The sequence below is a fragment of the Altericroceibacterium endophyticum genome (assembly GCF_009827595.1).
GTDB classification, from domain to species: Bacteria; Pseudomonadota; Alphaproteobacteria; order Sphingomonadales; family Sphingomonadaceae; genus Altericroceibacterium; species Altericroceibacterium endophyticum.
The window spans coordinates 356,880-376,707 of sequence record NZ_WTYT01000005.1 but is presented as its reverse complement, the minus strand read 5'-3'; the positions used below and the strand labels follow the sequence as shown (position 1 = coordinate 376,707).

Sequence of the window (19,828 nt, the reverse complement as noted above, 5' to 3'; positions counted from 1 at the left end):
GCTTCACTCTGCGGCGATTTCAGGAACCAGCTCGGAAAGGATCTCTCCGACATTTTCGTAAATTGCGTGGGGTTGGCGGCTCTCCTGTTGGTTCCGCCATTCCGCACGAGACGTCGTGCCACTGGTTACGGCAATGCCGATGGAACCGCCTTCTCGCGCCATCTGGATTTCGACCCGCGGATCATCGCCGATCACTGCAATATCCTCCGGCTTAAGCCCCAACTGGCTGGCCACAAAGCGCATGGCATGGAGCGATGGCTTGCCGGTGACCTCAGGCTCCTGACCGGTTACGCGCGCAATCGCACCCACGATTGCGCAGCTATAGCCAAAGGCCGGCCCAGACTGGGTGGCGAAGAAGGGAACATCCGAAGCCGTCAGAAATGCCGCACCCTCCAGCACTCGGCCAGCGGCCGCGTGAATATCATCCATGCTGCATTCGGGGTGCCAAGCGACATAGACGGCATCGGCAGCAGAGGCTGCGGCATCGCCGGGCAGGCACACGGGAATGCCAAATTCTGTCAGCGCGTCCAACACGCCCTGCGTGCCGAGCACCATGACCCGGCGATAGTTTCTGTCCTGCATGATGGTTGCAGCGACGCTGTTGGGCGTAAACAGGCGGTCATCACGGATCGGCAGGCCGGCACTACGCAGGCGGGGTCCCTGAACGGAGGCGGGATAGGCGCTGCCATTGGTGAGCACCAGAAAGGGAGTGGCGCGATCCTCCAGCGTTTCGAGCAGTTCCACCGCGCCGGGCAGAACACTATAGCTGCCAAGCTGCCGATTGCTGAGGATCAGTGTCCCGTCGAGATCGAACATGAAGCCCTTGGGGCGCACGGTGAAAGCTGCGTTCATGCCGGTTCTTCGTCGCTTTCCAAGTCGAGTTTAAAGCCCGCTCTGGCCACGCTGACCCGGGTGAGGTCGGTGCGCTGAAGCAATTGGCGCAGCAATGACATGACTGGCGCGTTTGCCGGGACGTAATGCCGCGGGGCGGGGCCGGCACTCTGCATCGCATCGACCTGCTCCGCCGGCATCGTGGCGCGCAGCAGAAATTCTTCGTCGGACAGATTGGAGCCAATGCGCCGGCGCAATTCAGGTAGCGGCGCCATGCCGTCTTCGGCCTGCAATTCTTTTGCGCGGGGGGAGGCCATGATCCGGTCCATCACCGCATCATCTATCGGCCGGTTGGGGCGGCCGAATTTGCCGAGTGCATAGCGGATAATTTCATCCGGGATGGTGGCGTAGCGCTCCTTGCCCGTGACATTCATCACGGCCTGCGTCTGCAGCATCTGGGCGAAAGGCGTCATCACAATTGGCCAGCCCAGCTCCTCGCGCACGCGGCCCAGTTCCTCGATCACGGCACCTTCCAGATGGGACACGCGGTGGTCGGCCAGATGGCGGCGCATCGTGCCCACCATCCCGCCGGGCAGTTGATGGCGCAGATAGGCCGCATCGAAGGCCATCGGGCACCCTTGTGGCAGGTTCTCTGCCTCGGCCAGATCCGTGAAATAATCGGCCACTTCAGCGACTGCCTCTTCATCCACATCCACAGTGTGGCCGAAGGCGCGCAGATTGGCGATTATGCGCTGAATGGGCGGGTTGGACGTGCCATCCGCCGCGCCGCCGCTGGCGCATTGCAGGCCGGCAATGCCAAGCTCTGCCGCTTCGAGATACGCCGGTTCTGCCTGTCCGATGGTGCAATGGGCGTGCAGTTCCAATGGCTTGCCGCCAATTTCCCGTTTGATGGCCGGGATGAGTGTCTGCGCGCGTTTGGGGGTCAGCAATCCGCCGGGGTCCTTGATATAGAGCGCGTCAATATCCGGGCTTGCCGCCATGATGCGGGCGGCTTCGGCATAATGCGCGTCATCATGGATCGGGCTGATCGTATAGACCAGCGCGCCGACCACTTGTTCACCACCCGCGCGTTTGATCATTTTGGCTGCCTGCACATTGGCAGCGGCATCATTCATCGGATCGGCGAGGGCAAAGCGGCGAATGCCATTGCGGGCCAGCGTGCGGTAGGCCAGCTCCATGAAGTCCGGGCTGGCGGTTTGCCAGGCAATGAAGCGAAAGCCGGTGGAGAGGAATTGCAGCGGAGTATTGCGGCAGATGTCCGCCATCGACCGGATGCGTTCCCATGGGTCCTCCTGCTTGAAACGCACCGCTACGCCCATATGGGTGGAGGTAGTGAAGTCGATCGCATGATAGCCGGCGCGTTCCATAGCGGGCGCGATGCTGAGCGTTTTGGCGGTGTCCACGCCCAGGGCCCCCCACAGACATTGATTGCCATCGCGCAGCGAGGTTTCGACGATCTTTATATCGGCCATCAGGCGGCCTCCTCATGCTTGGCCAGCCAGCGGGCGAGAAAGCCTGTATCCACGCCCCCATGACGAAAATCGGGATCGTCCAGTATTGCCGCCTGGAACTGGCAATTGGTGTCGATCCCGCTGATCTGCACCGCATTCAGCGCTGCCTTCAGCCGGGCGATCGCCACCGCGCGGTCAGGTCCATGGGCGATGACTTTGGCGATCATGCTGTCGTAAAAGGGCGGAACACTGGCACCATCGACAATATGCGTATCGACGCGAATGCCCTCACCAACCGGCCAGCGGGCGGTGCTGACCGTGCCGGGGCTGGGCATGAAGCCGCGTTCCGGCGCCTCGGCATTGATCCGGCATTCCACCGCATGACCGGAAAAGTGCACATCCTGTTGCAACAGGCGCAAACCTTCACCTGCCGCGATAGCGATTTGTTCGGCGATCAGATCAATCCCGGTTACCGCCTCGGTCACCGGATGCTCCACCTGAATGCGGGCATTCATTTCGAGGAAGTAAAACTCATCCTGCGCGATATCGTATAGAAACTCCACCGTGCCCGCGCCGCGATAGTTCAGCCTCGCCGCAAAACGGCAGGCCGCATCGCGCATTTGATCACGGATTTCCTCGGGCAGAAGCGGGGCGGGGCTTTCCTCGATCAGTTTCTGGTAGCGCCGCTGGACCGAGCAATCGCGCTCTCCGCAATGGATAACACGGCCTGCCCCATCGCCCAGCAATTGCACCTCGATATGCCGCCCGCTGGCGACATAGCGCTCCAGATAGACCCGGGCATCGCCGAAAGCTGCGCTGGCCTCGGCGCTGGCCATATCCATCACTGCGGGAAGCTCTGCGAGATTTTCGACCAGCTTCATGCCGCGCCCGCCGCCGCCGCCCACCGCCTTGACCAGCAGAGGCGCACCGATTTTCTCGGCCAGACGCGCTGCTTCATCGGCGCTGTTCACCGCGCCGCCGGGAACCACCGGGACATTGGCGGCGACAGCTTCAGCGCGGGCCCGCAGCTTGTCGCCCACCGCCTCTATTTGCGCCGCAGTGGGCCCGATGAAGATGACCTCCTCTGCCTCACACATATGTGCCAGATCGGTTCTTTCAGAGAGAAATCCATAACCGGGGTGGATTGCATCACAGCCTGTCGAAAGCGCCGCCTGCATCACGGTTTCGGCTTTGAGGTAACTCTGCGCGGATGGGGACGCACCAATACACACGGATCGGGTCGCCATTTGCGCTGGCCGCGAATGGCGATCGGCTTCGGAAACGCCCAGAACGGTTTCAATGCCCAGCTGCTGACATGTGCGGAGGATGCGCAGGGCAATTTCGCCGCGATTGGCAATGAAGATGCGCTTTATGTCCATGTCAGTCCGGCCGGACCAGCATCAGCACTTCACCATGTTCGACCATCTCACCATTGGTAGCGCAAATTTCGACGACTTCGCCGCTGATCCCGGCGCGGGCAGAGTTCATCAGCTTCATCACTTCGATAATGCCGATGATGCTGTCTTCCTCCACACGGTCGCCCGGCTCGACAAAGGGATCTTCGCCGGGCTTGGGCGCGCGGTAAAACACGCCCAGCAAAGGAGATTTCACTTCAAGCAAGCCATCTTCGGCGGAACGCCGCGATGTAGGTGTGGGCGCCGCGCTTGCCGCCGGGGAAGTGGCTGCTGAATCCGTGCCTTGCCTTTCTGTGGAAGGCGCGGGTGCAGACGGTGCCACGGTGGCTGTCCGAGCCTTGCTGCCCTCACGTACCAATTCCAGCTTCAAGCCGTCCATTTCCAGACTGAGCCGATCAAAGCGCGAGCTTTCCAGAAGAGCCATGATCTCCTCGACATCCTTGCCGCTGAGGCTCATTTCTTCCCTCCGAAAATCGTCATGACATGGTTCAGCGGGTTGCCTTCCGGCTTCTTGACAGGCTGATTTTTATCACGGGTGGACCAGACGGTTTCGGGGCGGCTTTGCAGCAACAGGATCTGCCCAGCCTGATCCACCGCCCATTCTATATCCTGCGGTTTGCCGTAATGCCGTTCCACTTTGCGCCCGATTTCGCGCAAGGTAAGCAGGTGCTCATCACTGAGGCAGGGCTGGGTGCGCCTGTCATCATCCAGCGCAACCTCGTGAATCCCGCCGCCTGCGGCCTGAACCTGCATGGCGTGTTTGTCAGAAATATCGCGGGTTGAGATTTCTCCGGTGATCTTGCCGATAACCCATCGGTCGGGCGTCACTTCACCAGAAACCACCGCCGAGCCCAGCCCCCATGCTCCTTCGATCGTGATCACGGATTTATCACCCGTGGTGGGGCTGCGGGTGAACATGACGCCAGCCGCACGGGAATCCACCATCACCTGCACCACCACGCCCATGGCCACCCCCTCTTCTGGCAGGCCATGCTTGCGGCGATAGGCGATGCTTTCCAGCGAATAGAGGCTGCCCCAGCATTCGCGAATGCGGCGGATCATGTCCGATGCATTCATCACCCACAAAAACGTATCCTGCAGCCCGGCAAAACTGGCTTCATCGGCGTCTTCGGTGGTGGCGGAGGAGCGGATGGCCACGGGCTCACCCCCTTCGCCCAGCTGCGCATAGGCGCCCGCTATCGCCTGTTCGACATGGGTGGGGAGCGGTTCCTCCTCCACAAGCCGTCGCAAATCCTGCGACACGTCACGGATTGCGTCCAGATCGGAGGGATCGAGATCGGCGACGCGTGCACGAACCGGACCGCGTGTTTCCATCGCCTGCAAGAACATCTCGAAAGCCGATGTGGTGACGACGAAGCCCGGGGGGACGGCAATCCCCGCCCGAGTCAACTCACCCAGACTTGCCCCTTTGCCGCCGACTGATGGGCGATCGGCCAGTCCGACCTCGGAAAACCATGCAATCGGCTGTTCGGTGAGTGCTGCGTTCTCAGCCATTTGCCGGAACCTCCTCATCATCGAGGATGGTGACGAGGCCGCGGCTGCCATCCACACGAATGCGCTGGCCATCCTTGATCCTGCTGGTGGCTGAGCCTGTGCCGACTACGGCGGGCAGATCATATTCGCGCGCGACAATGGCCATATGGCTCATCGAACCGCCAATGTCGGAGACGGCGGCGGAGATTTTCTGAAAGATCGGCGCCCATGTCGGGTTGGTGACCTGGCAGACCAGAATATCGCCCTGCTGCAACCGGCCGATTTCCTTGACCGACTTTACTACCCTAGCGGTGCCTTCCACCAGGCCGGCGCAAGCGGCGAAGCCTTTCAGCTCCTTCTCATTTTCCGTTCCGTCATCCAGCCAGCTATCGAGATTGTCGCGGGTGATGCCCCAGAGCATGACAATTGCCGGGTCGTCGATCACATCCGGCACGACGCCCAGGGCCGGTGGCACGGTTTCGTCTGCCCATAGATTAATGGCCTGTTTGCGCTCCGCCACGATGGCGGGCCAGTGGCCGGGGCCGAGGGGCTGAGATCCTGATGACCATGCCAGCATCAAATCGATGATGGCGCTTTCCAGCTCATAATGCGTGAGATGGAAGACGTCTGCTTCTTCGGCGAAGAACCCGTTTTCAGCCAGAAGTGCGCCGAATTCGCGGATCTTGTTGAAGAACAGATTGGTGTACCAATGTTCGCAATAGAACTTGTGGCCCTCCACATAAGGGAAGACACGGTGGGCCAGGTCAATCAATTGATCGTAAGTGGCCTTATCCTCATCACTGTCCAGCAATTCGCGGTAATCGGATACCAGCTGGTCACGCTCTTCGATCAGCCGGTCCATTGGCCGTTCGATATTCTCGCCGGCCTTCACCTTTTCGATATAGCCGGGCAATGCGGCAAAGGGCATGGACAGATCATCGTTCCATGACCGGTGATAATGGTAGAACCCGTCCCCCACATTGACGTTGAACCATGGATTGCGGCTGGTTTCCAATTCGTCCAGCCATGCCCGGCCTTTGTCGCCCAGCTGATCCAGAGCGGCCAGAACATCCTCTATCACCATATTGTCGCTGAAATGATGATCCACGCCAAGTTCCACGGCGCGGCGGGCGAGGCGTTTGACCTCCTCATCCGGTTTGAAGATTTCGGCCTCCATCCCCGCGACCATCCGGCTGATCGCCTGATCGGATATTTCGGGGAAGGCGCGTTTGCAGAAATCGAAAAAGGTCAGATAGGCCCCATATCCGAGCAGCAAGAACTCGAAATGATGGTGCCACATGCGGAAATAGCCCTCCAATTGCTGGCGATAAATATCGAGCAGCGAATGGTTGGAGGCGATGCCTTTACCGCTATGGGTGGTTTCTATCGGTTCCCATTCGGGCAGTTCCGGCCGGGGCAGGGCCTGCGCATCGGCGATCAGCGCCTTCATCTTATCCTTCCACTGGGCGTAAAGATCCTCCCAGTTTTCGTAATAATAGAAGGCCCGTTCCTGAAATTTCTCCTGCCTCAGGGCGATTTCATCAGGGTCTGTTACCGGCACACCGCCGATAAAGACGCGGCCATTGATTACCCTGTGATCGATGCCCTTGGTGGTGGGCAGGACATGCACGCGGGTGTTGAATGCGCCGAGCGCGCAATAGGCCGCCTCCGCCGTAATCAGGTCGAAATGATGCATCGGTTCAGGGAAATGCATGGAGTTATAGAACCAGAAGCGCGCATCATCTTCGGGCACGAACTGGGTATAATAGGGGAGCGCGGCTTGGGCATTTTCGGTGCCGGGCACCACTTTTACCGAACTTGGCAGCGGGAAGCTCTTCGGGTCGCTCATGCGCCTGTCCTCTCTTGGGCCATAGCGGCAGCTTTGTGCTGTCTCGCACCGGCTTTGGCATCTCTCTGGAAAGGCAGATTAGGGGCAGCCAGTGGCGGACCAAAGGATTCGCGCGCAATGCAAATAGGACAAATGCGCAGAGCGGTTTTACACCTCAGGCAGTTCCGCCCATGCGCCAGCGGCTGGGCGTCACGCCAAAACGCTTGCGAAATTGCCGCGTGAAATATCCGGGATCGAGGAAGCCGCAGCGAAAGGCGATATCGCTGATCGGCAGGTTCTGACCATGCTGCTCAGTCAGAATTTCGGCCGCGTTTTCCAGCCTTGTGGTGTTGAGCTCCTGAGTAAAGCTTGTGCCCTGTTGCGCAAGCAGCGCCTGCAGGCTGCGCTGCGAAATGCCCAGATCATGCGCCATCCCGCTGCAGCTCAGCTCCGTATCGCGGAAGTCACGTTTGATTCTGTTCAGGATTTCCTGTGCCAATTGGTGGCGTTGATAGCTGGGCGGCAATTTCTGAATGCCACTTGCCAGGGTCAGTAATGTGCCCAGTTGATCCGCGATCATGGCACGGGGAAGGGGGGAGCGGTCCATCCCGGCAAGCATGGTTTCCAGCAAGGCGCCCAGGGGTGAGCCCCAGCCTGTATGGGCATCAATTGGGCGGCCCAACAACTCGCCGGGATCGGGCAGATACCGGTCGAGCCAACCTTGCGGCATCATCAGGTCCACGACGTCATGCGGGGTCTGCATTTCCATCTGATAAAACCGGGTATTGTCCAGCAGTACGAACTGGCCCGGCTGAATGGCAAAGCGGCGCCCGTTCATATGCGTGTCGAGCGCACCTTTGCGCGTGTAGATCAGCTGGATCGTGGGGGGCGCTTGTCCTGCGCTGCCATCCTGGCCGCAATGGACCACCCGCTGCGCCGGCGCATGCATATGCAGCATCTGCAAATGGCCCAGCGCCTGACTTTCCCACCGTGCCTGAAAGTGCTGCTGTTCAAATACCCGCACATCAATCGGCGCGATCGTGCAGGCAGCCCAATCCTGCCATTCGCGGATAGCAGCCCGCTGCGACAGCCCGGAAGAGCTCCAGCTGCTATCTTCGTGAAATCGTGCCCTCTCCATGCATCGCCTTCTTGTTATCGTTTGAAAGCTATCTACTCTGGCCAATGGAAATAGAGTCTCGAATCGGCTCTATCCAACGGATAAATATCGCAATTCTCCCAATTACTGCCACATATCCGTATTATGAGACGTATTTTTGGCAAGAAGATCAAGAAAATACTGGGAAGAGGCCGATGATATTATCAAACAAGCGAGCCAATAGTCTGGCCGGCAGCGCAATGGTGATGGCACCGCTGTTGATGATCTTTGCCGCTGCGGGGCATTCAGAGGCGCAGGCGGCTGGCCCGGCACCCAAAGGCAGTGAGCCTGCGGCGGCGAAAACCATGCAGCAGGGGCGGCAATTGTTTCAGGACTGGTCCTGCGGTGCCTGCCACGTTCTCCATGATGCGGGCGGCCATGGGCAGGCCGGGCCATCGCTCGATCAAGGGCACCGGAGCATCCAATATATCGCTGGGCGGATTGCCAATGGGGGCGGGCCAATGCCGCCTTTTGCCGGATCGCTGAATGATGATGAGATCGAGGCGCTGGCCATCTATATCGCGCAGGAACCGGGCCGCTAATCCGGTAGCTACGCAGTCAGGCTGAGGCCGAAGCCCTTGCGTCGCAACAGGGTCGCGGCCTAAATTCAGTCGCCTTTGCCAAGCATTTTCTGAAGATCGTCACGCCATGACCGGCTTTCGATTTCTCTGAGCAAGGCGATGTCGATCGGCTCGCGCAGAGCGCTACCGGCCGGCAGTGCGATACCATAATCCTGCCGACCGAAACTCCCCGGCAGCATGCGCAGATTGCCCAACTGCATCTGCTTGACGCTGTAGCGCAGCAGCGGCGCATCATAGACGAAGGCATCCAGCTCACCGGCATCGACGGCTTCAAGTCCTGCCGCCACATCGGGATAATGGGAAAAGCCAACCCCTTGATCGGACAGCCATTCATCACTCGCCGACTTTTCGATCGAGCCGACTTTCACGCTGTCGAGTTCGTCCGGGCCGGAAATGGCGCCCGAAATCTGTCCTGCCGTCAGGGAGGAAGCAATCATGCCGGTGAATGTGGAAATGATAATGATGGCGGCGAACATCCATATCAGCGCCAATATCTTGCCCGCAGTGGAACGCGGCGCTTTGTCGCCATAGCCGACCGTGGTCATCGTCACGGCTGAAAACCAGAAGCCGGAACCGATCCCCCGTGCTCCCTCGGGAAATTCCTCTGTGTTGTGTTTGCGCTCGGCAAGCCAGAACAGCACACCCACCAGCATCAGCAGGGCGGACAATGCCAGCACCGCTTTGAGGAAGCCCAGAGTGAAGAAATTGTTGAACAGATTGAGCCATCCGGGGGACGATTTGCGCGTCACGATACCGAAGCCGGTGGCGTAAAATGGATGGGTGAAATCAACCAGTTCCTCCCGCTCAGCCGTGATGGTAAGCGCGCCGACACTGGCATCGTAGCGGCCATCTTGCAGCCCATCGATCATGCCCGCCAGATCGCTCTCCACGAAACGGTAATCATAGCCTTTTCCTTCGGCGATATTGCGCCAAAGTTCGATGGCGAGCCCGTGCCATTCCCCATCTTCGTTCTTCATCGCAAAGGGCGGTGCTTCGCGGGTGGCGACCACCATAGAGTTTGCGCCATTTTCGGCGGTACTTTCCTGCGGGGAAGCCTGTGTCTGCGCCTGCGCACTAACGGCCAGCGCCATCAGCACCATGCTGATCAGCATCCGCAAGATAAGCGAAATCCGTCTTGAAAATTGATCGGCCATTTTCTGCTCCCCCTCTTGGCTGCTGACAGGCAGCGCCGAAATTTCTCCGGGCAAACAGCAGGCCAGCAATGTTTTGAAACGCTATGAAAAAGACTGAGCAATGTGAAGGGGATTATCGGGCGACGCAGAATAATACCGAGGAGAGAAGAATGCTGATGTCCCTGTTGCTCGCTGCTGGTGCGGCAACCTCCGTGACGCCCGGTTTCGATGCGGTCGCGCAGCCGGAAGCTGCCCTGGCCCGGCGCTGCCACCCCTATCGTCACAAGACCTCCGCCTGTCATGCGGCGAGAGTTGCGGAGCGCAGGAATGAGCAGGCGGCCAGAAGCAAGGCAGAGACTGCCCGCGCAGAGCAGGGCGCGGTGTGCCATCGCGGACCGCGCAAGGTTGCGCGCTGCAACAAGGGAAATCAGGGCAAGGGCGACACGGTTCCGCAAACGCGGGTTCGTTTCGGCTCTTGATGGCTTCGCTCAGCACTCCTATTCGGTCGGGATAATATTTTGGATAAGTCGCCCCACAGCATGAGTGCCGCATCGATTGTATTGGTGGAAGATGACCCGCAATTGCGGGTGCTGACCGCGCGCGCCTTGCAGGAACATGGATATCGTGTCCGCAGCGTGGCAACGGGGGCGGAGATGTGGGTGGCGCTGGATAATCAGCCCGCCGATCTGATCGTGCTCGATATCATGTTGCCCGGCACGAATGGCATCGATCTGCTGCGCCAGTTGCGCAAGGAAAGCGAAGTTCCGGTGATCTTTGTCAGCGCGCGTGGGAGCGAGCAGGACCGAATTCTCGGGCTCGAACTGGGCGCGGACGATTATCTCGGCAAACCGTTCGGATCGCGGGAATTGCTCGCCCGGATCGGCGCGGTTTTGCGGCGCGGTGCCAGCGATGGTGAAGGGGAGCGCAAGCGCGCAACCGAAGTCCGTTTCAATGGCTGGTCGCTGTCTTTTGCTCGCCGCGAATTGCGTTCACCCACCGGCGCCCTGGTGGACCTTACCAGCGCCGAATTCGATTTGCTGACCACCTTTGTTCAGGAAAGTCAGCGCGTGATCGGGCGTGAAAGACTGATCGAATTATCGCGCAGCCGGCTGGGCAATTCATCCGACCGCAGCGTCGATGTGCTGGTCAGCCGGCTGCGCCGAAAACTGTCCGAAGCAGGGCGAGAGGCACCGATCGTTACCGTGCGCGGTGTCGGCTACATGTTCAATGCCGAGGTCGAGCGACCTTGAAGTGGTTTCGATCGACCGGGCTGCTTGGCCGGTTACTGGCGATTTTCGTGCTGGTGGTCGGGATCGATCTGCTCGCCAATGCCCTGCTGTTTGAACGCGCCAACGAGTTTTCTTTGCAGGAAGAAGATGCGGAGCGCATGGCCGAACATCTGGTGGTGGCACACCGATTGCTGGATGACACGGCGCCTGCACGGCGCAGCGAGATAGCGCGAGAGCTGAGCACGGAGCGGTTCCGGATCGGTTGGGCGGGCGACCGTCCGCAAATTGTCCCCAATCTGGAACTGGATGGTTTGCGCCAGCAAATTCTGACGGCGGAGCCGGATCTGGCAAGCACATCTTTGCGCCTGCATCTCTCGGCTTTGAGCGATGGCGGCGACATTACCGGATCGCTGGTGCTGAGCGATCAATCCACTTTGTCATTCCGTACCTATCTGAATGATACATGGTCGCTGAATGCCGGAAGAATTGCGCGTATTCTGTTGCCTGCATTGTTGCTGGTGTTGCTGGCGGCCGTTCTGGTCAGCGCGGCCTTGCGCCCTTTGCGCAAATTGGTGGAGGCCAGTGCGCGGGTGGGGGAGGACCGGCCCGAAGCCATTCCCGAAAAAGGGCCGTCTGAAATTCGTCAGCTTATCTGCGCTTTCAATGCGATGCAGAACCGGATTCATGAACTGATCGTCAACCGCACCACAACCATTGCCGCTATTGGCCATGATCTGCGCACCCCATTGTCGCGGCTGCAGATGCGGCTTGAAAATCTGCCTGTGACGGAGGATCAGCGCACCGGCCTGCTGCGTGATCTGGATGAAATGCGGGCGCTGCTGGGATCGATGCAGGCCTTTGTCGATGGCGAAGATACGCGCGGCGATCCGGTACGGCTGGATCTGGCCGCGATGGCGGAGACGCTGATCGATAATGCGCAGGATGAAGGGCATGACGCACGCTATGAAGGGCCCGATCATTTTGAAATCACGGCCCATGTCGTGCCGCTGCGCCGTGCACTGACCAATCTGATCCAGAATGCCGTCCATTATGGCGGCAGTGCGGTTGTACGGCTGAAATATGATGCAAGGACCGCCACCGTATCGCTGATCGTGGAGGATCGCGGACCCGGGATACGCGCCGACCGGCTGAAGGATGCGTTACAACCTTTCGTACGGCTCGATGATGCCAGAGCGCGAACGACACCGGGAATGGGGCTGGGTCTGGCCATCGTTGACCGCATCGCAAGCGCAGAGGGCGGGACGCTCACGCTGGTCAATCGTGATGGCGGAGGCTTGCAGGCGACGCTGACCCTGCCATGCCTCGCCGGGAATTCGCAGCAGAACGGCTGATTTCTCTGCGCGGGCAGAGATTTTGCTGCGCAGCAACATATTTTTACAAAGGCGCCAATTTCGAGAAATCACCTGACCGTATGTCTGGCATCCACTCCGCGAAATGCACTGCGGAACATGCAAGCAAAGGGTCTGAAAATGAATGAACTGATTGGCCGTGTCTTCAGCTTCGAGAAGACCATTTTTCCAAATAGCAGCGACCTGTTCAGCAAGCTGACGACCGATGGGCAGAGCCCCAAAGCACTCATGATTTCCTGCGCCGATTCCCGGATCGTGCCCGAACAGATTATGCAGGCCCAGCCCGGCGATCTGTTCGTCTGCCGCAATGCGGGGAATATTGTTCCGCCTTATGCAACCATGAATGGCGGCGTTTCCTCTACGGTTGAGTTTGCGGTTGCGGCGCTAAAGGTACGCGACATCATTGTCTGCGGCCATTCTGACTGCGGCGCGATGAAGGCACTCAGCCAGCCCGAAATGCTCGAAGGAATGCCCAATGTTGCGGCATGGCTGCGCCACGGTGCGGCGGCATCGCATGTTGTGGACAGCTGCCAGCCCGATCTTGAAGGAACCGAACGCGTTCGTGCCCTGAGCCTTGAAAATGTGATGGCGCAAATCGCTCACCTGCGCACACATCCTTCCGTCGCCGCTGCCATCGCACGCGGGGAAATGGCACTCCATGGCTGGTTTGTTGATATTCACGCGGGTCAGGTGCTGGGCCTGAATGGTGAAACCGGTGAATTCGTGCCGCTGCGTGAAGATGAAGAGCTGCCCGTGGCCCTGCCTGCACGCGCCCGTCACGGCCATGCAAATATCGAATTGGAGGCTGCCGAATGAGTGCTGCTGCTTCCACCGGAGAAAAAACGGGCATTTTTGCCCATTTCTCGCGGGATTTTACGGCATCGATTGTCGTGTTCCTGGTGGCGATGCCGCTCTGCATGGGCATCGCCATCGCCTCGGGCGTGCCGCCTGAAAAAGGTCTGATCACAGGGATCATCGGCGGCATTGTCGTGGGCCTCTTTGCCGGGTCCCCGTTGCAGGTCAGCGGTCCGGCGGCTGGTCTGGCCGTGCTGGTTTTTGAATTTGTTACCGAATATGGCCTGTCTGCGCTGGGCCCGGTGCTGGTGCTGGCGGGTGTCATTCAGTTCGCCGCCGGGGCGATGAAGCTTGGCGGGCTGTTCCGCTCCATCTCTCCGGCCGTGGTCCATGGTATGCTGGCGGGGATCGGCGCGCTGATTGTGATCGGTCAGTTTCACGTGCTCTTTGATGCGCAACCGCTGTCAGGCGGGCTGGCGAATATTGCAGCCATGCCGGCGCGTGTTCTCGGCCTTGAACCGACCAATCTTGCTGCCACCGAAATGGCGCTCGCCGTCGGTTTGCTGACCATCGGCATCATGCTGGGTTGGGAAAAAATCCGTCCGGCAGGCATGGGGCTGGTTCCCGGCGCTCTGCTGGGCGTGGTTGCCGCAACATTGGTTACCTGGGGCTTTGATCTCAACATTACCCGGATTGATGTGCCGGAATCGATCACCGGAGCCATCGTACTCCCCGGCGATGGATTTCTCGCGCCGCTGATGCAGCCGGCCGTGCTGGTTGCAGCGATTGCGATTGCCTTCATCGCCAGCGCGGAAACGTTGTTATCCGCGGCCGCGGTGGACCGCATGCATGATGGCCCGCGGACCGATTATGACAAGGAATTGCGGGCACAGGGTGTGGGCAATCTGCTCTGCGGTGCGGCAGGCGCCTTGCCGATGACCGGGGTTATCGTGCGGAGTTCGGCCAATGTTCAGGCTGGCGGTAAAACGCGGCTTTCCACCATCCTTCATGGTGTCTGGATCCTCGGCTTCGTGTCGCTCTTGCCCTGGCTCTTGCGGGAAATCCCGATGGCGGCGCTGGGCGGTGTTCTGGTGGTGACCGGTTGGCGGTTGGTAAGCCTCAAACATGTGCGGCATCTCTACACTTCCTACGGCGCTCTGCCTGCGGCGATCTGGGCGGCGACCTTCGTCCTGGTGGTAACGGTCGATTTGCTGACGGGCGTGTTGACCGGTCTGGCCCTGACTGCGCTGGAATTGATCCCACATTGGCGCGGCCTGAAACTCAAGGTGGATGAAGCGCATGATGATGAGGAAAGCCACGTTGCCCTCGCTGGCTCTGCCACCTTTGTCAGCCTGACCCGTCTGATCAAACGGCTTGAGCTGATTCCTTTCGGCAAACAGGTGAAGCTCGATCTGCATCAGACCCGGTCGATGGATCACACGACCATGGAGATGATGCGGGAATGGCTGGCCCGGCGACGCGATAAGGGGACGGCAGTGGAAGTTGTCGGTCCGCCGCACTTGCTCGACCGATTAGGTCACGCAGCCTGAACCTTTCCACTTAGGGGCCGGGGGGCCTGTCCCCTCGAGCCTTCCGGTCCCGCTTTTTAACTTTCAAGGCCGCTTGCACATCGCGTGTAAGCGGCCTTTCTTATGGCCTCTATAGGTGGAGCCACTGATTGTTTCGCACCGATACGGACCGATATTTTCCCTTATTCAACGGGTAAGGGAACAGCTTCAAAATGCAGCTATTTATAGCGCGCAGGCGGCCTTCATTAAGGGGGGAACCGCTGTGCCGACACGCTCGCGCGCCGGTTGCGCTTCGGCAGCCGCGATCATCCAAACGCCAGACTGCGCATAATCACTCCAGATTGGATCTAGTTCGGCGTGCCACCTTGGTCCCGCTGCCTAGAATGACGGTATTCGATGCAGCTGCGGGGGCACACTCCTCTGCGGCGATCCGCTGCTCCAGTGTAAGAGGATTGCAAAGCAATGGCTAAAAAAGGTGCCCCGCACGGGCCTCTGATCACCTTGTTGAAGGGGGAACTCGGGCCTTATGCGAAGGCGATATTCATCTTCACTCTGGTGGTGAACATCACGCTGCTGGTGTCGCCGCTTTACATGCTTCAAGTCTATGACCGGGTGCTCACATCCGGCTCTTTGGAAACCCTGGCGCTTGTTTCGATGATCGCCGTGGTGATGCTTGGCGTTTACGCAATTGGCGAAGGCGCACGGCGGCGTTCATCGGCATTGGCAGCGGTTCGGTTACAGAATCTCTATGATTCCGCAGTTTTTGCCAAGGGCCTGTCCAGCCAGTCTTCCGGCCAGCTGAGGGAGGATCAGCAAAATCTGACGACTTTGCATAATTTCCTTTCACACGGGATGGCGCTGCCGCTTTTCGATCTGCCTTTCGCGCCTTTCTTCATTGCCATCATGTTCGTGGCGCATCCGCTGATCGGCGCCTTGGGGCTGGGCGGGGCCATCCTGATGGTAACGATCGCCGCAATCGGGGAGCATGTCGGCCGGCCCCGTGTAGAGGCTGCGCAGTCTGCAGAAACCGCAACCTCAACCTATGCCGGAAGCCTGGAGCAGCAGAAATCAGCTATTCTGGCGATGGGGATGGTGGGGTCTTCCTATAATGCCTGGCGAGAGAGAAAGGACGCCGCTGGCGGGCGTTCGCTCGACACGGCCAGCGAAAACGCCGCCTACACATCGGTGACGCGCGGCTTGCGGCAAATGCTGCAGATCGCCAGTCTGGGACTGGGCGCCGTATTGGTGCTGCAACAGCAGGCAACGCCTGGTGTTATCATCGCCAGTTCCATTCTGCTGGGGCGTGCGCTGGCTCCCATCGATCAATCGGTGGGAATCTGGCGGCAACTGATCCGTACCCGTACCGCCTGGAGTGAACTGGGCGTCAGGCTGGTCACAACCGAGCGGCCCGAAGCAGTGATGCCGATGCCACGTCCCGATCCTCAGCTCGTGGCGGAAAATCTCGAAATCGCTGTCCTTGGGGGAACGAAGCCGCTGGTTCCGAAATTCTCGGTCAGTTTTGAGCCCGGCAGCCTCACCGCCCTCGTCGGCAGTGTAGGTTCCGGTAAGACGACACTTCTGCAAAGTCTGGCCGGATCATGGCCCGTTTTGGGCGGAACGGCACGTTTGGGTGGGCGTGACATTCACCGCTGGGCTACGGATGATCGCGGCCGCTATGTTGGCTACACGCCGCAAAGCGCGGAATTGCTGCCGGGAACAGTTGCGCAAAACATCGCGCGGTTTGGTGAAGCCACTCCGGAATCCGTTATCGAAGCGGCCAAGAATGCCGGCGCCCACCGCACCATTCTCAATATGCCCGATGGATATGAAACACGGGTCGGGCCGGGCGGGACGCATCTCTCTGCGGGGCAGAAGCATATCGTCAGCCTGGCACGGGCCTTCTACGGCGATCCTGTGCTCTTATTGCTGGATGAACCGTCAGCCAATCTGGATCGGCACCTGCATGAATCTCTGTTTCAGGCACTTATGAATGCCAGACGGCGGGACGCGGTCATTCTCGTCGCCACACACGACCCTCGGTTGATCGAGAAATGCGACCGTGTCGTGTTGATGTCGCCGCATCGCGTCGCCTCGGCAACCCCGCGCGATTACCTCGATGCACCCCTTGCCGTTGCGCAAAATCAAGAAACGAAACGGGCAGAATAATGCAAGCCATTCTGGAAGATACCTGGCTCAAAAGAGCCCTGATCGCGTGCGGATGCGCACTTGGCCTGTTCCTTCTGTGGGGCGCTCTGGCACCGTTGGCAGAAGGGGTGACGGCTTTTGGTAAAGTCACCAGCGACACCGACCGGCGTGTCGTGCAACATCTTGAAGGCGGGATTATCGAAGATATCCTGGTCCGCGAGGGGGATATTGTCCAGGCGGGGCAGACATTGATGGTCTTGCGGGACGTATCGGCCGTATCGGGCCGCGACCAGGTGGCGATCGATTATGCCGATATCAGTGCCACGATTGCCCGCCTGCTGGCCTTGTCCGGCAAAAGCGACAGCTTCAAGCCCGACGGTATTGAATTCGGCATGATCGATGCTGCCACGATTGACGAGATCATCCGCCGGCAGACCCAATTATTCGAACAGCAAAAGCGGAAACTGAGTGCGGACATCTCCGTTCTCGCTGCCCGGCGCGCGGGCTTGCAGCAGACTGTCCGCAATTCTGAGACGGAAATAAATTCCAGTCTGCGTCAGTTGGAAATTGTCCGCCGCGAACTGGCTGACAAGCGGGACTTGCTGGCAGAACAGCTGATCCCCGCCGATGAAGTCATTCGGCTGGAGCGGGACGAGGCGCGTTTGAGTGCCGAAATCGGCCGCCTGACGACTGCTCGCCAATCTGACGCGGCGCAGGTTCAGGAACTGGGCGAACAAATCGCGCAGATACAGGCGAAATTTGACGAGGAAATCGCGCAGCAACTGGTGGAGGCGCGGGCAAAAAGCTCTGAATTTGCGCAGAAACTGACCGCGATGGAGGATGTCGTTGATCGTTCGATGATCGTCGCGCCGACCTCTGGGACGATCCTGAATCTGGCCTATACGACTACAGGCGGCGTGGTGCGTGCCGGGGAACCCATTCTGGAAATCGTCCCCAACAATGACGAATTGCTCGCCACCGTGGAAATCCGCCCGTCAGATATCGAAAATGTCTATAGCGGGTTGAAAGTGCGCACGCGCTTTTCCGGCCTCGCATCATGGGATACTCCCAGCCTTGCGGGTGAAGTCGCGCAGGTTAGTGCTGATCTGAAAACCAGCCCCTCTGGCGATTACAGCTTTTACGAAGCACGTATTCGGATGAGCGCGAGTGAACTGGCGCAGATGGATTCATCGGTCATCCCTGGCATGCCGGTGGAAGCCTTCATCGCCTCCGGGCACACGCGCACGCTGATCGACTATCTGCTGGAACCTCTGACCGCGACCATCCGCCGGGGAGCGCGTTCATGAGCCGGATTGCGTCTCTTTCCGTGGGACCCATTGCTCTTGCGGCTGTTGGCGGGATGCTTGCTGGCGGTGTGACACTGCCGGTCAGGCAGGCGCAGGCCCAGATGGTGGCTTCTGTTCAGCGAAGCTGTGTCACCATGCCCGATGCTTTGCGGGCAGGAGCCAGAACCAGTCCTGAGATCGCCATTGCCAAGGCCCGCCAACGTGCTGCTATGGGGCGGATCAAGAAAGAGCGTGGCACCGGGCTGCCCAGTCTTTCCGCATATGCCCGGGGGGCCGATGGGGATAGCGGGCTGGTTGATGGGCGTGCCAATACCCAGACCGGTATTATCGCATCACAGCGGATCTATGATTTTGGACAGGGGCATTATCGTCTCAAATCCGCCGCCGCCCGCGCAAGGGAGGCGAAATTCAACATCCTCGATGCCCAGATTCAAAGCCGTGCCGCGGCGGGGCTTGCCTTTTTGGCGGTGCTGGAGGCTCAGGAACGGCTGACGGTTTCAAAAAGCCGCGAGGCCCGCTTTCTCGCCCTGGCAGAAGGTGTCGATCGGCGACTCGATCGCGGGCTGATCACTGTGGCGACAGCCAGCAGCATTCGTGCCGAAGTGGCCTCGGCAACGGCGCAGCGGGTGGAGCAACAACTGACATTGCGCAATGCGGAAACCGAACTGGCCATTGAAACCGGTTTGGCACTGCTGCCATGTTCACAGACAGAGGAGTTGCCGAACTTGCTGGCCGTTCCGCCGCTGCCCACGGATTTTGATGTGCAGCATGCCACCAGCCTTGCCCCGGCAATATTGGGCGCCAAGGCGGCGCGTGATGCGGCGGAGGCGAATGTCGAACTGGCGCGGCGGGTCCAGCGTCCGACGATTTCAATCGAAGGTGTCGGGGCCTATCAATATGACAACTTCACCAAGGAGTGGGAGCCAGCAAAGAAGATCGGGCTGGATGTGTCCATGCCCATATTCAGCGGCGGCAGTTTTGGCGGAGAACGCGAGGAAGCCTGGGCCAACATGGAAGCTGCGACGAGCGAAATTGACCGGCTGAAGCGCGTTTACCGGCGCGATCTTCTGCAGGGTATGCAGCGTGTGGACGCCTATGCCGATCTCGCTGAAGCGCGCGAAAACGCCGCTTCTGCGCAGCGCGACGAGGTCAATGCCGTCAGGAAACAATTTGAGCGCGGTCTGCGGCCGTATCAGGATTATGAGCGGGCTGAAGCGGATCTCGCCCTATCGGAAATTTCCGCAATCCGGTCACGCTATGCCTCGCTTCGTCAGCGGATTCAGGTTCTCGCTCTGCTTGGCAGGTTAACGGATGTGGCGCCCTGATGGACTAATTAACAGGAAACATTTGAACATAAGCTTGTGAGACGGAGCCGGAATGGTTTCGCCAGGACGCTGCCTCAGCCCGGTTTCTGCCACCAACAAGGCATAGGTGGCACTGCTTGACCCGAGACCTAGCTAGCCCAATCCGCCCACATGGCATACGAAAGCGACCAGGTCAGGAGTGGCCCCGCCTGCTATCTTTGCCGGAATGAGCGGAATGT

At 59.5% G+C, this 19,828-nt stretch carries 17 protein-coding genes; 9 read left to right on the top strand and 8 right to left on the bottom strand.

The annotated features are described in order from the left end of the window. Positions 1–3 precede the first annotated feature (3 nt). From GRI91_RS12900 to GRI91_RS12870, 7 genes are all read right to left on the bottom strand, one after another. Positions 4–852, bottom strand: coding sequence for an HAD-IIA family hydrolase (locus tag GRI91_RS12900; protein WP_160737087.1), 849 nt, complete (start codon positions 850–852; stop codon positions 4–6). Further along, positions 849–2,324 (bottom strand): biotin carboxyl carrier protein, encoded by a 1,476-nt coding sequence (locus GRI91_RS12895; RefSeq protein ID WP_160737086.1) that lies wholly within the window; start codon positions 2,322–2,324, stop codon positions 849–851. Before GRI91_RS12895 ends, GRI91_RS12900 begins: the two co-directional genes overlap by 4 nt. After that, positions 2,324–3,682, bottom strand: coding sequence for an acetyl-CoA carboxylase biotin carboxylase subunit (locus GRI91_RS12890; protein ID WP_160737085.1), 1,359 nt, complete (start codon positions 3,680–3,682; stop codon positions 2,324–2,326). The genes GRI91_RS12895 and GRI91_RS12890 overlap by 1 nt, the downstream gene beginning before the upstream one ends. A gap of 1 nt (position 3,683) precedes the next feature. Next, positions 3,684–4,175: an acetyl-CoA carboxylase biotin carboxyl carrier protein gene (locus tag GRI91_RS12885; protein ID WP_160737084.1), complete on the bottom strand. Its 492-nt coding sequence runs from the start codon at positions 4,173–4,175 to the stop codon at positions 3,684–3,686. Further along, positions 4,172–5,233 carry a PEP/pyruvate-binding domain-containing protein gene (locus GRI91_RS12880; protein ID WP_160737083.1) on the bottom strand — a complete coding sequence of 354 codons (1,062 nt, stop codon included), beginning with the start codon at positions 5,231–5,233 and terminating at the stop codon, positions 4,172–4,174. Before GRI91_RS12880 ends, GRI91_RS12885 begins: the two co-directional genes overlap by 4 nt. Next, positions 5,226–7,061 carry a PEP-utilizing enzyme gene (locus GRI91_RS12875; RefSeq protein ID WP_160737082.1) on the bottom strand — a complete coding sequence of 612 codons (1,836 nt, stop codon included), beginning with the start codon at positions 7,059–7,061 and terminating at the stop codon, positions 5,226–5,228. The genes GRI91_RS12880 and GRI91_RS12875 overlap by 8 nt, the downstream gene beginning before the upstream one ends. Before the next feature lie 154 nt (positions 7,062–7,215). Then, the gene (locus tag GRI91_RS12870; RefSeq protein ID WP_160737081.1) at positions 7,216–8,178 is read right to left on the bottom strand and encodes a helix-turn-helix transcriptional regulator; all 963 of its coding nucleotides are present in this window, start codon (positions 8,176–8,178) and stop codon (positions 7,216–7,218) included. A 173-nt stretch (positions 8,179–8,351) separates the two neighbouring features. Between GRI91_RS12870 and GRI91_RS12865 the strand changes: the two genes are divergently transcribed. After that, positions 8,352–8,738, top strand: coding sequence for a c-type cytochrome (locus GRI91_RS12865; protein WP_160737080.1), 387 nt, complete (start codon positions 8,352–8,354; stop codon positions 8,736–8,738). A 65-nt stretch (positions 8,739–8,803) separates the two neighbouring features. Here the strand turns inward: GRI91_RS12865 and GRI91_RS12860 are convergent, their stop codons facing one another. Continuing rightward, positions 8,804–9,931 (bottom strand): transporter substrate-binding domain-containing protein, encoded by a 1,128-nt coding sequence (locus GRI91_RS12860; RefSeq protein WP_237437852.1) that lies wholly within the window; start codon positions 9,929–9,931, stop codon positions 8,804–8,806. A 149-nt stretch (positions 9,932–10,080) separates the two neighbouring features. Between GRI91_RS12860 and GRI91_RS12855 the strand changes: the two genes are divergently transcribed. From GRI91_RS12855 to GRI91_RS12820, 8 genes are all read left to right on the top strand, one after another. Next, positions 10,081–10,389, top strand: a complete 309-nt coding sequence (locus GRI91_RS12855; protein ID WP_160737079.1) for a hypothetical protein — start codon at positions 10,081–10,083, stop codon at positions 10,387–10,389. 60 nt (positions 10,390–10,449) lie between these two features. After that, complete coding sequence (locus tag GRI91_RS12850; protein WP_160737150.1) at positions 10,450–11,160, top strand: response regulator; 711 nt, start codon at positions 10,450–10,452, stop codon at positions 11,158–11,160. Then, positions 11,157–12,491: an ATP-binding protein gene (locus GRI91_RS12845; RefSeq protein WP_160737078.1), complete on the top strand. Its 1,335-nt coding sequence runs from the start codon at positions 11,157–11,159 to the stop codon at positions 12,489–12,491. The genes GRI91_RS12850 and GRI91_RS12845 overlap by 4 nt, the downstream gene beginning before the upstream one ends. A 138-nt stretch (positions 12,492–12,629) precedes the next feature. Then, a complete protein-coding gene (locus tag GRI91_RS12840; RefSeq protein WP_160737077.1) occupies positions 12,630–13,325 on the top strand; it encodes a carbonic anhydrase in 696 nt (231 codons plus the stop codon). Further along, entirely contained in the window at positions 13,322–14,854 is a 1,533-nt protein-coding gene (locus GRI91_RS12835; protein WP_160737076.1) for a SulP family inorganic anion transporter, read from the top strand. Before GRI91_RS12840 ends, GRI91_RS12835 begins: the two co-directional genes overlap by 4 nt. Positions 14,855–15,295: 441 nt before the next feature. After that, a complete protein-coding gene (locus tag GRI91_RS12830) occupies positions 15,296–16,999 on the top strand; it encodes a type I secretion system permease/ATPase (RefSeq protein WP_160737075.1) in 1,704 nt (567 codons plus the stop codon). Further along, positions 16,999–18,285, top strand: a complete 1,287-nt coding sequence (locus tag GRI91_RS12825; RefSeq protein WP_160737074.1) for an HlyD family type I secretion periplasmic adaptor subunit — start codon at positions 16,999–17,001, stop codon at positions 18,283–18,285. Before GRI91_RS12830 ends, GRI91_RS12825 begins: the two co-directional genes overlap by 1 nt. Then, positions 18,282–19,610 carry a TolC family protein gene (locus GRI91_RS12820; RefSeq protein WP_160737073.1) on the top strand — a complete coding sequence of 443 codons (1,329 nt, stop codon included), beginning with the start codon at positions 18,282–18,284 and terminating at the stop codon, positions 19,608–19,610. The genes GRI91_RS12825 and GRI91_RS12820 overlap by 4 nt, the downstream gene beginning before the upstream one ends. The last annotated feature ends 218 nt before the right edge of the window (positions 19,611–19,828 follow it).

What these genes read in the sequence shown, in the direction of transcription:
- GRI91_RS12900 (WP_160737087.1), bottom strand. Translation starts at nt 852, where the DNA reads ATGAACGCAGCTTTCACCGTGCGCCCCAAGGGCTTCATGTTCGATCTC.
- GRI91_RS12895 (WP_160737086.1), bottom strand. Translation starts at nt 2,324, where the DNA reads ATGGCCGATATAAAGATCGTCGAAACCTCGCTGCGCGATGGCAATCAA.
- GRI91_RS12890 (WP_160737085.1), bottom strand. Translation starts at nt 3,682, where the DNA reads ATGGACATAAAGCGCATCTTCATTGCCAATCGCGGCGAAATTGCCCTG.
- GRI91_RS12885 (WP_160737084.1), bottom strand. Translation starts at nt 4,175, where the DNA reads ATGAGCCTCAGCGGCAAGGATGTCGAGGAGATCATGGCTCTTCTGGAA.
- GRI91_RS12880 (WP_160737083.1), bottom strand. Translation starts at nt 5,233, where the DNA reads ATGGCTGAGAACGCAGCACTCACCGAACAGCCGATTGCATGGTTTTCC.
- GRI91_RS12875 (WP_160737082.1), bottom strand. Translation starts at nt 7,061, where the DNA reads ATGAGCGACCCGAAGAGCTTCCCGCTGCCAAGTTCGGTAAAAGTGGTG.
- GRI91_RS12870 (WP_160737081.1), bottom strand. Translation starts at nt 8,178, where the DNA reads ATGGAGAGGGCACGATTTCACGAAGATAGCAGCTGGAGCTCTTCCGGG.
- GRI91_RS12865 (WP_160737080.1), top strand. Translation starts at nt 8,352, where the DNA reads ATGATATTATCAAACAAGCGAGCCAATAGTCTGGCCGGCAGCGCAATG.
- GRI91_RS12860 (WP_237437852.1), bottom strand. Translation starts at nt 9,931, where the DNA reads ATGGCCGATCAATTTTCAAGACGGATTTCGCTTATCTTGCGGATGCTG.
- GRI91_RS12855 (WP_160737079.1), top strand. Translation starts at nt 10,081, where the DNA reads ATGCTGATGTCCCTGTTGCTCGCTGCTGGTGCGGCAACCTCCGTGACG.
- GRI91_RS12850 (WP_160737150.1), top strand. Translation starts at nt 10,450, where the DNA reads ATGAGTGCCGCATCGATTGTATTGGTGGAAGATGACCCGCAATTGCGG.
- GRI91_RS12840 (WP_160737077.1), top strand. Translation starts at nt 12,630, where the DNA reads ATGAATGAACTGATTGGCCGTGTCTTCAGCTTCGAGAAGACCATTTTT.
- GRI91_RS12835 (WP_160737076.1), top strand. Translation starts at nt 13,322, where the DNA reads ATGAGTGCTGCTGCTTCCACCGGAGAAAAAACGGGCATTTTTGCCCAT.
- GRI91_RS12830 (WP_160737075.1), top strand. Translation starts at nt 15,296, where the DNA reads ATGGCTAAAAAAGGTGCCCCGCACGGGCCTCTGATCACCTTGTTGAAG.
- GRI91_RS12825 (WP_160737074.1), top strand. Translation starts at nt 16,999, where the DNA reads ATGCAAGCCATTCTGGAAGATACCTGGCTCAAAAGAGCCCTGATCGCG.
- GRI91_RS12820 (WP_160737073.1), top strand. Translation starts at nt 18,282, where the DNA reads ATGAGCCGGATTGCGTCTCTTTCCGTGGGACCCATTGCTCTTGCGGCT.